14 protein-coding genes are annotated in these 13,786 nt (G+C 70.3%); 9 read left to right on the plus strand and 5 right to left on the minus strand.

The window, feature by feature from the left end:
• The first annotated feature begins 107 nt into the window (after positions 1-107).
• Entirely contained in the window at positions 108-359 is a 252-nt protein-coding gene (locus tag TMO_RS25420; RefSeq protein WP_014747925.1) for a DUF2312 domain-containing protein, read from the plus strand.
• 130 nt (positions 360-489) lie between these two features.
• A complete protein-coding gene (locus TMO_RS25425; protein ID WP_014747926.1) occupies positions 490-834 on the plus strand; it encodes a cupin domain-containing protein in 345 nt (114 codons plus the stop codon).
• Here the strand turns inward: TMO_RS25425 and TMO_RS25430 are convergent.
• The 4 genes from TMO_RS25430 to TMO_RS25445 are packed head-to-tail and all read right to left on the minus strand — an operon-like array spanning position 824 to position 3,277.
• Entirely contained in the window at positions 824-1,300 is a 477-nt protein-coding gene (locus tag TMO_RS25430; RefSeq protein ID WP_014747927.1) for a DoxX family protein, read from the minus strand. The two genes, TMO_RS25425 and TMO_RS25430, sit on opposite strands and share 11 nt — an antisense overlap.
• A gap of 18 nt (positions 1,301-1,318) precedes the next feature.
• Positions 1,319-2,086 (minus strand): DNA-binding domain-containing protein, encoded by a 768-nt coding sequence (locus TMO_RS25435; RefSeq protein ID WP_014747928.1) that lies wholly within the window; start codon positions 2,084-2,086, stop codon positions 1,319-1,321.
• Positions 2,083-2,943, minus strand: coding sequence for a DUF692 domain-containing protein (locus TMO_RS25440; protein ID WP_014747929.1), 861 nt, complete (start codon positions 2,941-2,943; stop codon positions 2,083-2,085). The genes TMO_RS25435 and TMO_RS25440 overlap by 4 nt, the downstream gene beginning before the upstream one ends.
• A gap of 46 nt (positions 2,944-2,989) precedes the next feature.
• The gene (locus TMO_RS25445) at positions 2,990-3,277 is read right to left on the minus strand and encodes a DUF2282 domain-containing protein (RefSeq protein ID WP_041607600.1); all 288 of its coding nucleotides are present in this window, start codon (positions 3,275-3,277) and stop codon (positions 2,990-2,992) included.
• A gap of 499 nt (positions 3,278-3,776) precedes the next feature.
• On the opposite strand from TMO_RS25445, the gene cqsA reads away from it, so the two are divergent.
• On the plus strand, positions 3,777-5,057 hold the full coding sequence (gene cqsA / locus TMO_RS25450) for an alpha-hydroxyketone-type quorum-sensing autoinducer synthase (protein ID WP_014747931.1): 1,281 nt from the start codon (positions 3,777-3,779) through the stop codon (positions 5,055-5,057).
• A 63-nt stretch (positions 5,058-5,120) separates the two neighbouring features.
• On the opposite strand, the gene TMO_RS25455 is transcribed toward cqsA, so the two are convergent.
• Positions 5,121-6,101: a threonine dehydratase gene (locus tag TMO_RS25455; protein ID WP_014747932.1), complete on the minus strand. Its 981-nt coding sequence runs from the start codon at positions 6,099-6,101 to the stop codon at positions 5,121-5,123.
• A 168-nt stretch (positions 6,102-6,269) separates the two neighbouring features.
• On the opposite strand from TMO_RS25455, the gene TMO_RS25460 reads away from it, so the two are divergent.
• The 6 genes from TMO_RS25460 (at position 6,270) to ggt (ending at position 13,761) form a co-directional block, all read left to right on the plus strand.
• Positions 6,270-7,751 (plus strand): PLP-dependent aminotransferase family protein, encoded by a 1,482-nt coding sequence (locus TMO_RS25460; protein ID WP_014747933.1) that lies wholly within the window; start codon positions 6,270-6,272, stop codon positions 7,749-7,751.
• 133 nt (positions 7,752-7,884) lie between these two features.
• The gene (locus TMO_RS25465) at positions 7,885-9,597 is read left to right on the plus strand and encodes an L-lactate permease (protein ID WP_041607601.1); all 1,713 of its coding nucleotides are present in this window, start codon (positions 7,885-7,887) and stop codon (positions 9,595-9,597) included.
• 73 nt (positions 9,598-9,670) lie between these two features.
• A complete protein-coding gene (locus tag TMO_RS25470) occupies positions 9,671-10,009 on the plus strand; it encodes an ArsR/SmtB family transcription factor (protein ID WP_014747935.1) in 339 nt (112 codons plus the stop codon).
• A gap of 8 nt (positions 10,010-10,017) precedes the next feature.
• A complete protein-coding gene (gene arsB / locus TMO_RS25475; RefSeq protein WP_014747936.1) occupies positions 10,018-11,079 on the plus strand; it encodes an ACR3 family arsenite efflux transporter in 1,062 nt (353 codons plus the stop codon).
• Complete coding sequence (gene arsH, locus TMO_RS25480; RefSeq protein ID WP_014747937.1) at positions 11,076-11,840, plus strand: arsenical resistance protein ArsH; 765 nt, start codon at positions 11,076-11,078, stop codon at positions 11,838-11,840. Before arsB ends, arsH begins: the two co-directional genes overlap by 4 nt.
• 115 nt (positions 11,841-11,955) lie before the next feature.
• Positions 11,956-13,761, plus strand: a complete 1,806-nt coding sequence (gene ggt / locus TMO_RS25485) for a gamma-glutamyltransferase (RefSeq protein WP_014747938.1) — start codon at positions 11,956-11,958, stop codon at positions 13,759-13,761.
• The last annotated feature ends 25 nt before the right edge of the window (positions 13,762-13,786 follow it).

The following is a 13,786-nucleotide window of genomic DNA, read 5'->3' on the forward strand; positions in this document are numbered from 1 at the left end:
CGCGATTGCGCCGGCCCGCGCCAGCCGCTATCTTGCCGCCCTTGCACGGGATCCCCGCGGCCGGGGGTTCCGATGGTCATCTGCCTTGAGAGACGGGGATACGATCCATGACCGAGGTCGGCGGCATCGCGGGCGACGTGCTGCGCTCGTATATCGAGCGGATCGAGCGGCTGGAGGAAGAGAAGGCCGGCATCGCCGCGAACATCCGCGAGATCTTCGCCGAAGCCAAGGGCAACGGCTTCGATACCAAGGTGATGCGCCAGGTGCTCAAGCTCCGCAAGATGGAGCCGCACGATGTCGCGGAGCAGGACGAACTGCTCGAACTCTACAAGCGCGCCCTGGGCATGCCGATCGGCTGAGCCCCCGGCGACGGAATTCGAACGGGCGCCGCCTCTTCATCGAGGCGGCGCCCGTTTTCGTTCCACAGGCGGCAGGCTATGCTCTCACCCCGGGGGCGACACGGTCCCCGGATCAGAGGGAGACGACGCCATGGCCCTGCTCACCATGCTCGAGATCGACGGCATAGAGCCGGAACGCTCCACCCCCAACCCCGCCAATGTGCTGGAGGGCACGCCGGTCTTCCGCACCTGGAGCGTGGAAGAGCGGCCCGACGGCCTCGCCGCCGGACTCTGGGAGGCAACGCCCGGCAAATGGCGCTTCGTCAGCGATTGCTGGGAATACTGCCGCATCCGCTCGGGGCTTTCGATCATCACCGAGGATGGCGGCACCGCCCGCCGGGTCGGCCCCGGCGATGCCGTCATCCTTCAGGAGGGCTTTACCGGCACCTGGGAAGTGGTGGAGACCACGCTCAAGGACTATGTGGTCAAGACCTGACCCGCGCCGGTCGCAAACGGGTCGCGATCACCCGATCCAGCGCCAGCCGCCCCGGCCCCGCCAGGGCGATGACCAGCCCGGCCAGGATCCATGGGATCTGTTCGGCCGGCTGTGAAATGCCGTTCTCCAGCCCCTGGGGCGTCTGACCCACCACCAGCAGGATGGTAGCCGACATCACCGCGAGGCCCAGCCCCGCGAGCCGGCCGGCGAGCCCTACCGCCAGCAATACCGGCAGGGTGAGTTCGGCCGTGGTGGTCAGCAGCGCTGCGATCCACGGATCGACACCCGGCAGCGGGTGGATGTCGCCGAACAGAAAGGTCTGGGTCGACCAGCGCTCCACCCTGAGCATGCCGGTGTGGAAAAACGGCCAGGCCAGCCAGAGCCGGAGCGCCGCCAGCAGACCGGCCGCGATCCAGCCGTCGCCGGCCCCGGGCAAGCGGTAATAGCCCTGCAGGATACGTCGCATGGGGAGATCCTTCGATGATCAGGCAGCAGGGCCGAGCGCGCCCGCGGATATCAGCCCGCCCAGCGCCGCCGGCAGGTCGAGATCGGGGCGGCGCTCCAGTGCCAGCGCGACCACGGCGGCAAGCGCCGGCACCTCGCCCCGGTCGTTCGGACGGAATAATCCGGCCAGAATGCCGGTCCCGGCGGGCATGAGGCGGTGAACCGGCAGGCCGGACGGACCACGCACCACCAGCACGCAGTCCGGCCCGCGCTCCACCGCTTCGGCCAGATCCATGGCGGCATCCGGCTGATGGGCCGCCCAGATCGCCTGGACCGGCCAGGGCGCATCGACCACCCGGGCCGAAGGCCGGAGCGCCAGGCGCGTCGGCGAGGCCTCGCCGGGGTGAAAGACCGGGGTCTCGGGCGCAAACCAGACCGCCAGCCGCGCCCATTCCAGCCGCGCCACCCAGGAGACCGCCGGCCAGAGATCGGCCTCTGCCGCCAGTTGGTCGGGGAAATCGGCGCCCCAGGCCGACAGCTGCGGTACGGCCGGCGGGTGATCACGCAGATATGTGCGGGCGAAGATGGCGAATGCGGCGTCGCCGATCATCATCCGGGTGACCGGAAACGCCGCGGCCAGCGCCTCGATCGCCGCGCCCGCGGCATTGCGGCGATGTACCGCCAGCCGGCGCTGCAGGGCGGCGGCGGACCAGCGGGGATCGGCCCAGCCGGCAACGGCCGCCGGGTCGACCGGCGCCCGGCCAAGCGCCATCGCCGCCATCCGGTCCTGAAAATCGCCGAGGCTCATGGCCGCACCCGATCGATGGCGAGATCGGCCCGCGCCGCCTCGGCGATCAGCACCGTCCAGGGCGGCAGATCGGTGTCGCGTTCCAGCAGAACCGGCACCGGCCCGGTCGCCACCAAAGCCTGATCGAGCAGATCCCAGACCGGATCCGCCACCGCATGGCCGTGATCGTCGATCAGCAGCGTCGGGGCCGCAGGGTCGTCGGGATCCGGCTCCACCGCATGGCCGGCGATGTGGATCTCGCCCACCGCCGCAAGCGGCATCGCCGCCAGCCAGGCACGCGCATCCCCGCCCAGATTATGGGCGCTGACCGCGATGTTGTTGACGTCGAGCAGCAGGCCGCAGCCGGTCTGCCGGACCAGGGCGGTCAGGAAGGCCGGCTCGTCCATCTCACCGGCCAGCGGCAGATAGGTGGACGGGTTCTCGATCAGCAGCGGCCGCTTCAACGCATCCTGAATGCGGCAGACATTGTCTGCCAGACTGCGCAAGGCCCCCGTCGTCATCGGCAGCGGCAGCAGGTCGTCGATCCAGCCGGCCGGTGTCCGGCACCAGGCGGCGTGTTCCGATACCAAGACCGGGTCCAGCCGGCGGACCAGATCGACCAGCCGCGCCAGATGATCGGCATCGATGCCGCCGGCACTGCCGGGCGACAGGCCGACGCCATGGATCGAGACCGGCAGATCCGCCCGCAGCCGTTCAAGATCCCGCAGCCGCGGATGCGACCCGGCACCCGGGTGCGCGGGCATGAAGGTCTCGGCATGGATCTCCACCCAGCCGGGCCTGGCGGCGGTTCCCGACAGAAGGCCGGGGAGGTGCGGCGGGCGCAGGCCGATCCCTGCGATCGCATTGGTGCCTGCCATATCACCGCACCTCCTGCCGGATGGATCATTTCGCCTTGTGGAACACTCAGCTCTTCTTCGGGTTCATGCCCTTGAAGGGTTCCAGCATGCCACCCATGCCGACGCAGCTGCCCTTGGCCACCGCCTTCCAGTCGGCGCCGTCGTAATCGGCCTTGGACATGCCGGCACAGGAATGGGTGCCCGCGGCATTGGCGCAGTCGTTCTGGCCCGCCTTCGAGATGCCATAGCACTTCTCGGTCTCGGCGGCCGTGGCCGGAACGGTGGCGAGGGTCACGGCGGCCAGCGACATGGCGGCGGCGATGGCGGCGGTGACGTTGTCGATACGCATGGTCATCGGATCCTGCTCCCTCTCGATCGGGCGGCGATGCCGGTCCCCCCTGGAACCCGTCCGCATCCCTGCCGTCCTTGAGACGAGCATAGTCAGGATACGGGCCCGGCCGCCAATCACCCTCCGCATCCTCGTCTTCACGATTTCGTGCGCCCCGCGTGACGCCCGCCGGGTCGACAGCCCGGGAGAATTCTCCGCAAGAAAAAACACCTTTAAGTTGTGTGAATAAATCAAGACACCATAGAAGGGCGCAGGGCGATTGCACCCTTCATACGTGTGTCTTCTGCGGCCTGAAGATGAATGACGCGTGATGAAATATCGTCGTTAAGTTTCAGTTCATGATTCGATCCCTCCCTCTCCCCATGTAGCTTAGAGCGAGCCCGCGTCCATGGACGCAGCTCCGGATTGCGAACATCGGGCAGAACGCGCCGATGACCGCCCGGTTGCGCGAGAAACGCGCCCACCATTGTCCGGATCCCCGGACCTGTCCCTCAGGAGAAGACACATGCTCACCAACGACATCGCCACCGTCCGCACCGCCGCCGTCGACAGCCTGCACCGCACCCTGTCGGGCCCCCAGCCCTTTGCGGCGGCGCAGCCCCGCAGCCAGGGCGGGCTCGCCCCCGAACTGCCGGGCCTGCAGCGCCGCATGGCGGAATGGAAGGCCGAGTACCCCGAGCATCATGTCACGGTTGGCCGCGCGCCGCAGGCCGGATCCATCATGCTGGCCAATAACGATTATCTCTCGCTCGCCGATGACGGCCGGATCATCGGCGCGCTCCGCGCCGCCCTCGACGACGTGAAGACCGAGACCTTCATGTCGGGCGTGTTCGTGCAGTTCCTCGACGCGCAGGGCGCCTATGAGCGCGAGATGGCCCGGTTCCTGGGCTCGGAAGGTGTTGCCCTCTGCCAGTCGGGCTGGGCCGCCAATGACGGGCTGATCCAGGCGATCGCCGATGCCGACACCCCGGTCTATGTCGATCTTTACGGCCATGCCTCGCTCTGGCAGGGCATCCACAGCGCCGGCGCGAAGCCGCGGCCCTTCCGCCACAACAACATGACCCATCTGCGCAGCGTGATCGCCAAGAACGGCCCGGGCGTGATCCTGGTCGATTCGGTCTACAGCACCAGCGGCGACCTCTGCCCGCTCGACCAGCTCTGCGATCTGGCGGAAGAGACCGGCTGCATGCTGGTGGTGGATGAAAGCCATGGTGTCGGCGTGTTCGGTCCCCAGGGCTCGGGCCTCGTCACCGCCATGGGGCTGGAGCATCGGGTGCATTTCCGCACCTTCAGCCTGTCCAAAGCCATGGTCGGCCGCGGCGGCATCGTCGCCGGCACGAAGAAGACGCTGGAGTATTTCCGCTACACCTCGCGGCCGGCGATCTTCAGCTCCACGGTTCTGCCGCACGAGATCGCCGGCTTCCGCGCCACGCTCGACGTGATCCGCGCCGACGAGCACCGGCGGTCGCGGCTCTTCGCCAACACCGCCTATCTGCGGGCGGGCCTGGCGGAGGTGGGCATCGACGTGGGCTCCAGCCCGGCGCCGATCATCTCGCTGATCGGCGGTGCCGAAGCGAAGACAGCACGGCTGCGCGACCGGCTGGAGGATCACGGCATCTTCGGCGCGGTGTTCTGCGCGCCGGCCACGCCCAAGGGCCGGTCGCTGGTCCGGCTGACGGTCAATTCCGGTCTCACCCAGGCCGATCTGGACCGGGTGATCCGGGCGGCGGCGGATTGCCGCGACCTGCTGGTCAGCGACCTGCGCCTCGAACGTGATGCCGCCTGATCCGCGGATCCCGACCCGGCGGGCGGCCCTTCGGGGCCGCCCCGATCCGGCAGCAGGCGGCGTTCAGGCCGCTGCCGGTGCCGCGATGAGCCCGGCATAGAGGGCGGCATCGATATTGCCGCCCGACAGCACCACGCCGATCCGCCTGCAGCCGGCCAGCCGGCCGGCGGCGGCATCGGCCATGGCGCCGGCGAGGGCGGCCGCCCCCGCCCCTTCCGCCAGGTTATGGGTGTCGGCGTGACAGGCCCGCACCGCCTCGGCGAGTCCGGCTTCGGAGACGGTCACAAATCGCGACACGCCGCGACCGATCACCTCCAGCGCCCAGGGGTCGGGCGACCGGCAGGCGATGCCGTCGGCAAAGGTCGTGGCCTGTTCGGTCTCGATCCGCCGGCCGGCGGCGAAAGACAGCGCATAGGCCGGCGCCCCTTCCGCCACCACGCCCACGATCTCGGTCGCAAGCCCCAGCGCATCGCGGGCGCGCACCGCGCCGCATATGCCCGAACCCATGCCCACCGCCACATACAGCCGGTCCAGCGCCGGCGCGGCGGTCAGGAATTCCAGCGACTGAGTGGCGGTGCCGTCGGCGATGTCGGGAGAGATCGCCGGCACCATCACCGCCCGTCCGCCCGCGGCCTCGACCATCGCCGCGGCATGGTCGCGCGCCGCCTGATAGTCGGCGCCACCCTCCACCACCTCGGCGCCCAGCGCGCGCATGGCGGCATTCTTCCCGGTGCTGTTGCCGCGCGGCACCACGATGGTCGCGGCGATGCCGTGGCGCCGGGCGGCGAAGGCGACCGCCTGGCCGTGATTGCCGCGGGTGGCGGCGATCAGATGCCGGACCTCGGGCCGCGCCCGCAGCAGGCGGGTGACGTGGACGATGCCGCCGCGCAGCTTGAAGGCACCGATCGGGGTGTGGTTGTCATGCTTCATCCAGGTCTCGACCGCCAGCCGCCGGGACAGCAGCGGCCAGGCGATCTGTGGCGTGGGCGCCATCGCCTCCCCCACGATCCGGCGGGCATCCTCCAATGCGGCATTGATCGTCATCCCGGCGTCTCCCCTGCACGATCGTCCTAAGGACAATCTTTGAATTCACTTCGTCAGCTCAGATGGTTGTATCGTTCCGACGTCATCTTCAGGACACGCCTTCACCGGCCGCCGGTCAACGGCGCGATTGTCCTGAGGGCAAATTTCACGGCAAGGGGACGTGCAATCATGGACGCGCTGCACGAGGGCTGGCGGCAGGCGGTGGAGGCCGCGCGCGGCGGCGCGGTCTATCGCGCACTCGCCGATGCGATCGCCGCCGATATCGCCGCCGGCCGCCTTGCCCCCGGGGCCGCCCTGCCGCCGCAGCGCCGCCTGGCCTGGGGGCTCGGCGTCGCCATCGCCACCGTCACCCGTGCCTATGACGAGCTGTCGGCCCGCGGGCTGGTGACGGCAGAGGTCGGCCGCGGCACCCGGGTCGGCCGGCGGCGCCGCGCCGATGACGGGGTGATCGCCCCGCGGGAGGCCGCACGCCCGCGGCGGCGGCGCGAGACATCCGCCGAGGCCGAGGACGAGACCGCGCTGATCGACCTTTCCCTGGCCCAGCCCGCCGATCCGGCAGCGGCGGCCGCCCTCTCCCGCACGCTTGCCGCCCTGGCGGCCGCCCCCCAGGCGGCGGAGCTGCTGGCCTATCAGCCGGCACGCGGCGCCGCTCGCCACCGTGCAGCCGGGGCAGCCTGGCTCGGCCGGGCCGGCTGGTCGCCCGATCCGGCGCGGGTAACGGTCACCGCCGGCGCCCAGCATGCGCTGGTGGTGGCGCTGGCCGCCATCGCCGCACCGGGAGAGGCGGTGGCGGTCGAAGGCCTCGCCAACCCGTCGATCCTGGCCGCGGCCCGCTTCCGCGGCATCCGCCTGAAGCCCCTGCCGATCGACGCCGAGGGCGCCGACCCCGCCGCACTGGACCGGCTGGCCGCCGAGGACGGCCGGCTGCGCGGCGCCATTCTCTCCCCTTCTCTGCACAACCCGACCGGCGCCAGCATGGGCCCCGCCCGCCGGGCCGATCTCGCCCATGTGATCGCGCGTCGCGGTCTGTTCCTGATCGAGGACGATGTTCACGCCCCCCTTGCCCCCCCAGCCGCCCTGCCGGCGCCGGTCGCGGCGCTCTGCCCCGATCAGGTGCTGCTGGTCGGCAGCCCGTCCAAGGTGCTGGGGCCGGGGCTCAGGGTCGGCTGGCTGGCGGCACCGGCCGCCCTCGACGACCGCATCGCCGCCGCTCTCTGGGCCTCGGCCTGGATGGCGCCGCCGCTCGGCGCCGAAATCGTCACCCGCTGGATCGACGACGGCACGGCCGAAACCCTCGCCACCGCGGCGCGCGCGGCCAATCTGCGCCGCCGCACCCTGCTCGACCAGCGCCTGCCCGGGCTGGACCTGACGCTTGCCCCGGCCTGCGCCCATGCCTGGATCGGTCTTGGGCCCGACCGGGGCCATGATCGTGTCTGGGATCCGGACCGCTTCGCCGAAGCCGCCGAAGCCGCCGGTGTGCGCGTCGCTCCGGCCCGGGCCTTCACCGTGCCGCCGGTCCCCGTCCCCGCCGCCGCCCGCCTGTCGCTGGCCGCCGCCCCCGACGACGCCGTGTTCCTGAAGGCGCTGGACCGCCTGGCCCGGCTGCTCGACCCGCGGGCAGCGCCGTCATCGCTTCGCCCGATCGCGTAAAACGTCTCATAAATTAAAGGTTGCAAATATCGTCTGTTAATCCTGTTATTGATTAGTCATACTTCTTGCACAGTACCCCGCCGGAAGCAACCACCGCCCGCCGCCACCGGGCCGGGCGCCCGTTCCAGGAGGTATGCCCCCCGTGCCCACCGAAACCTCCGGGCTGATGGCCCTGCTGGCCTTCCTGCCGATCCTCGTCGCCGGCATCCTGCTGATCGGCCTGCGCTGGCCGGCGGCGCGTGCCATGCCGATCGTCTATCTGCTCACCGTCGCCATCGCCCTGGGCGTCTGGGGGATGAGCGGCAACCGCGTGCTCGCCTCCACCCTTCAGGGGTTGATCCAGACCGCCGGCCTGCTCTGGATCATCTTCGGCGCCATCCTGCTGCTCAACACGCTGAAGCATTCGGGCGGCATCGCCGCGATCCGATCGGGCTTCACCGCGATCAGCCCCGACCGCCGGGTGCAGGTGATCCTGATCGCCTGGCTGTTCGGCTCGTTCATCGAAGGCGCCTCGGGCTTCGGCACGCCGGCCGCGGTCGCGGCCCCCCTGATGGTGGCGGTGGGCTTCCCGGCCGCGGCGGCCGTCGTCTTCGGCATGATGATCCAGTCGACCCCGGTCTCGTTCGGCGCCGTCGGCACGCCGCTGATCGTGGGCGTGCAAACCGGGCTCGACCGGGCGGCGCTGTCGGCGACGCTCACTGCCCAGGGATCGTCCTGGGACGCGTTTTTCGGCCTGATCACCTCGGAAGTGGCCATCATCCATGCGATCTGCGGCACGCTGATGCCGCTGTTCCTGATCATGGTCATGACCCGCTTCTTCGGCCGCAACCGGTCCTGGACCGAGGGGCTGTCGATCCTGCCCTTCGCGATCTTCGCAGCCTTCGCCTTCACCCTCCCCTATGTTGCGGCGGGCATGTTCCTCGGCGCCGAATTCCCGTCGCTGATGGGCGGGTTGATCGGGCTCGCCATCGTCACCGCCGCCGCCCGCGCGGGCTTCCTGGTCCCCCGCGACCGCTGGGATTTCGCCCCGCCGTCGGAATGGCCGGCCGGCTGGATGGGGCGGGTGGAAATCCGGCTCGATCAGCTGACGGCCCGCCGCATTCCGGTGGCGCTGGCCTGGGCGCCCTATGTGCTGCTCGCCGTGATCCTGGTGGTCAGCCGCACGGTGCCGGCTGTCGGCGACGCGCTCAGATCCGTCACCTTCCGGGCCACCAACATCCTGGGTGAGACCGGCATCGGCGGCGATTTCGCCCTGCTCTATCTGCCGGGCGGCATTCTGGTCATCGTCTGCCTGGTCACGCTGCTGCTCCACCGCATGAAGCCGGCCGCCTTCGGCCGGGCGGTCGGCGAAAGCGCCGGCACGCTGGTCGGCGCCGGTTTCGTGCTGATCTTCACCGTGCCGATGGTGCGGGTGATGATCAATTCCGGCGTCAATGCCGAAGGGCTCGCCAGCATGCCGGTGATGATGGCCCGCGCCGTGGCAGACGGCGTCGGTCATGTCTACCCCCTCTTCGCCCCCACGGTCGGCGCGCTCGGCGCCTTCCTGGCGGGATCGAACACCGTCTCCAATCTGATGCTCAGCCAGTTCCAGTTCAGCGTCGCCGAACTGCTGGGCCTCTCGGGCGCGCTCATGGTGGCCGGCCAGTCGGTAGGGGCCGCCGCCGGCAACATGATCGCCATCCACAATGTCGTCGCCGCCTCGGCGACCGTCGGCCTGCTCGGCCGCGAGGGCTCGACGCTCCGCATCACCATCCTGCCGACGATCTATTACGTGCTGCTCGCCGGAACCCTGCTGCTGATCGGGTTCCACGTGCTCGGCCTCGGTGATCCGCTCACCCCGGCCTGATCACCATGTGGCGGGGGCGTTGCGCCCCCGCCACATGGCTTGACGTCTTCTATATTTTGAATATTCTAGAATTATGAAAAAAACAGAGGTCATCACCGCCCTGGCGGCGCTCGCCCACGAGGCGCGGCTCGACACGTTCCGCCTGCTGGTCCAGGCGGGGCCAGGGGGGTTGCCCGCGGGCCAGATCGCCCAGGCGATCGGTCTTGCCGCCCCCACCGCCTCGTTTCATCTGGCCCAGCTGAAACAGGCGGGGCTGGTCACCTGCCGGCGGGAAAGCCGCTCGCTGATCTATTCTGCCGCCTTCGACCGGATGACCGGACTGATCGGCTTCCTGACCGAAAACTGCTGCGGCGGCAACCCGGCCGCCTGCGGCCTGCCGCACCCGGGGGCTGGGACGCCCCCATATGCCTGAGGCACTGCATGCCTGAAACCGGCCGCCTCTCCTTTCTCGACCGCTGGCTCACCCTCTGGATCTTCGCGGCCATGGCCGCAGGCATCGCCCTCGGCCATCTGCTGCCCGGCCTGCCGGCTGCGCTCGACCGGCTGACCGTCGGCACCACCAATCTGCCGATCGCGATCGGGCTGATCCTGATGATGTACCCGCCGCTCGCGCGGGTGCGTTACGAAGACCTGCCCAAGGTCTTTGCCGACCGGCCGGTCCTGCTGCTGTCGCTGGTCCAGAACTGGCTGATCGGCCCGGTGCTGATGTTCACGCTGGCCGTGATCTTCCTGCACGATCAGCCGGGCTACATGACCGGGGTGATCCTGATCGGCCTTGCCCGCTGCATCGCCATGGTCCTGGTCTGGAACCGGCTGGCCGGCGGCGACGGCCAGTATGTTGCCGGGCTGGTCGCCTTCAACGCCATCTTCCAGCTGCTGTTCTTCGGCCTCTATGCCTGGCTGTTCCTGACCGTGCTGCCGCCGCTCCTCGGGCTCGACGGGGTGGTGATCGAGGTCGGCTTCACGACGGTCGCCGAAGCCGTCACGATCTATCTGGGCATTCCGTTCCTGGCCGGCTTCCTCACCCGACGGATCCTGATCGCGACCCGCGGCCCCGACTGGTACGAGAGCCGCTTCCTGCCCCGGATCGGGCCCGTGACGCTGGCCGCCCTGCTCTTCACCATCATCGCCATGTTCGCGCTGAAAGGCGGCGACGTGGTCCGGCTGCCGCTCGATGCGCTGCGCATCGCCCTGCCGCTGGTGATCTATTTCGTGGTGATGTTCGCGGTCTCTTTCGTCATGGGCCGCCGGATCGGGGCCGACCATCCGCGCACCACCGCCATCGCCTTCACCGCCGCCGGCAACAATTTCGAGCTGGCGATCGCGGTTGCGATCGCCGCCTTCGGCCTCGCCTCCCCTGCTGCCTTCGCAGCCGTGATCGGGCCGCTGGTCGAAGTGCCGGTGCTGATCCTGCTGGTCCAGGCCGCCCGCCGCGCCGCGCGCTTCTGGACCACCCCAACCCCAGGACCCGCCCGCCGATGACCACGATCACCCGCCTGCGGCCGCTCCCGGACCCGCATCATCTGCCGGCGCTCGATCCGCACTATGTGATCCCCGACCCCGCCGCCGGGCTGGCGCCGGGCGGGCCCGATCACAAGCCCAGGATCCTGCTGCTCTACGGCTCGCTACGCGACCGCTCCTTCTCGCGCCTGGCCGTCGAAGAGGCGGCCCGGCTGCTGGAGGCCTTCGGGGCCGAGACCCGGATCTTCGATCCGCACGACCTGCCCCTGCCCGACCAGGTGCCGGGGGATGACCACCCCGCCGTGCATGACCTCCGCGCCCTGTCGCTCTGGTCCGAGGGGCAGGTCTGGTGCAGCCCGGAACGCCATGGCCAGATCACCGGCATCATGAAGGCGCAGATCGATCATCTTCCCCTGCAGATGAAGGGCCTGCGCCCCACCCAGGGGCGGACGCTCGCGGTGATGCAGGTCTCGGGCGGCTCGCAGAGCTTCAATGCGGTCAACACGCTGCGTCTGCTCGGCCGCTGGATGCGGATGTTCACCATCCCCAATCAGTCGAGCGTCGCGAAAGCCTGGCAGGAATTCGACGAGGTCGGCCGCATGCGACCGTCTGCGTATTACGACCGGATCGTCGACGTGATGGAGGAACTGGTCCGCTTCACCATCCTGCTCCGCCCTCATGCGGGCCAGCTGGTCGATCGCTATTCCGAACGGCGCGAGGCCGGGCAGCAGGCCGGCGCCACGGCCGAACTGGTGGCGAAGTCGATCGGGACCGGCCGTTGATCGCGGCACACGCGCACCAGGGCTGACGCCTTCGGCCCAAGCTGGCATGATGGCGGGCCTGCACTCTCTCCGCCGACGGCGGTTGCCGCCGACGGCCATGAAAGCCGGACCCGCCATGCTCGCCCGCCTCCGCCGATCCGCCGCCGCCGGGATTGCGGCGGCCCTGCTCGCCTCGGTTCTGACCGGTCCCGCGCTGGCCCAGACCACGGCCGGCCCGTCGATGACCGATGGTCGTGCAGCGCCGGAAGCGGCGACCGGCCGCGCCGCAAGCCGTGGCCCGGTCGCCACCCGGCAGATGATGGTGGTCGCCGCCCATCCGCTCGCGGTCGATGCCGGGCGGGCGGTGCTGGAAGACGGCGGCAGCGCCGCCGATGCCGCAATCACCGTGCAGCTGATGCTGGGCCTGCTGGAACCACAGTCGAGCGGCCTCGGCGGCGGTGCCTTCGTGCTCTACCATGCCGCCGCCGCGGGCCGGCTGACCACGCTGGATGCGCGCGAGACCGCCCCCACCGCGGCGGGCCCCGACCTTTTCCTCACCCCCGACGGCAGCCCGATGGGCTTCCGCGACGCCGTGCCCGGCGGCCGGTCGGTGGGGGTGCCGGGGGTGCCGGCATTGATCTTCGCGCTGCATGAGCGCTGGGGCCGGCTGCCGCTGGAGCGGCTGTTCCAGCCTGCGATCGCGCTCGCAGAGGCCGGGGTGCCGGTCTCGCCGCGCCTGGCGGGGCTTCTCGCCGACCCCCGCGCCTCGGCCTCGCTCCGCAAGGATCCGCGGGCCATGGCGCATTTCATGCCGGGGGGCCAGCCGCCCGCTCCGGGCACGCTGCTACCCAACCCCGATTATGCCGACACGCTCCGCGCCCTGCTGAAGGATGGCGTCGCCGCCTTCTATGCCGGGCCGATCGGCGCCGATCTGGTCGCGGCCGCCGCCGCGCGCGCCGACAATCCCGGCCGGATCGCCGAGGCCGATCTTGCCGCCTATCGGGTGGTGGAGCGGCCCCCGGTCTGCGTGCCCTATCATGCCCATGACGTCTGCGGCATGGGCCCGCCCTCGTCGGGCGGGCTCGCGATCGGCCAGATCATGGGGCTTCTGGACCGCCATCCCCTCGATCCGAAACAGAGCCCGCTGGCGCTGACCAACATCCATCTGCTGGCGGAGGCATCAAAGCTCGCCTTCGCCGATCGCGACCGCTGGGTGGCCGATCCCGACCATGTGCCGGTGCCCGTGGCCGGGCTCGTCAACCCGGTCTATCTCGACACCCGGGCGCGCACCATCGAGCCGGGCAAAGCCCTGCCGGTGCCGGCCCCGGCCGGCCTGCCGCCGGGGGCCCAGACCCTGGCGCTGGCAGCCGATCCCGGCCGGCACGAGAACGGCACCTCGCATCTGTCGATCGTCGATGCCGCGGGCGATGTCGTCTCCATGACCACCAGCGTCGAGGGCGCCTTCGGCTCGGGCGTGTTCGTGCGCGGCTTCCTGCTCAACAACCAGCTGACCGATTTCTCCTTCCGGCCCGAGATCGACGGCCGGCCGGTGATCAACCGGGTGGAGCCGGGCAAGCGGCCACGCAGTTCCATGGCGCCCACCATCGTCTACGGCCCCGACGACCTGCCGGCGATCGTCGCCGGCTCTCCCGGCGGCAGCCGGATCATCGGCTATGTCGCCCAGGCCCTGACCGCGATGATCGATTTCGACATGGACCCGCAGGCGGCGGCGGAGCTGCCCCATGTGCTGAACCGCAACGGCCCGACCGAGATCGAAGCCGGCACCGGGGCCGAAGCCCTGATCACCGGCTTCGGCCTTCTGGGCGATCAGACCGCGACCGCCGAGATGACGAGCGGGCTGAACCTGATCCGGATCCGCCCCGACGGCACGCTGCAGGGCGGCTCCGATCCCAGGCGTGAAGGCATTGCCGCGGGCCGGTGAGCCGCGAGCCGGTGACAGGAAGGAA

The organism is Tistrella mobilis KA081020-065, assembly GCF_000264455.2.
In the GTDB taxonomy this organism is placed as follows: Bacteria; Pseudomonadota; Alphaproteobacteria; order Tistrellales; family Tistrellaceae; genus Tistrella; species Tistrella mobilis.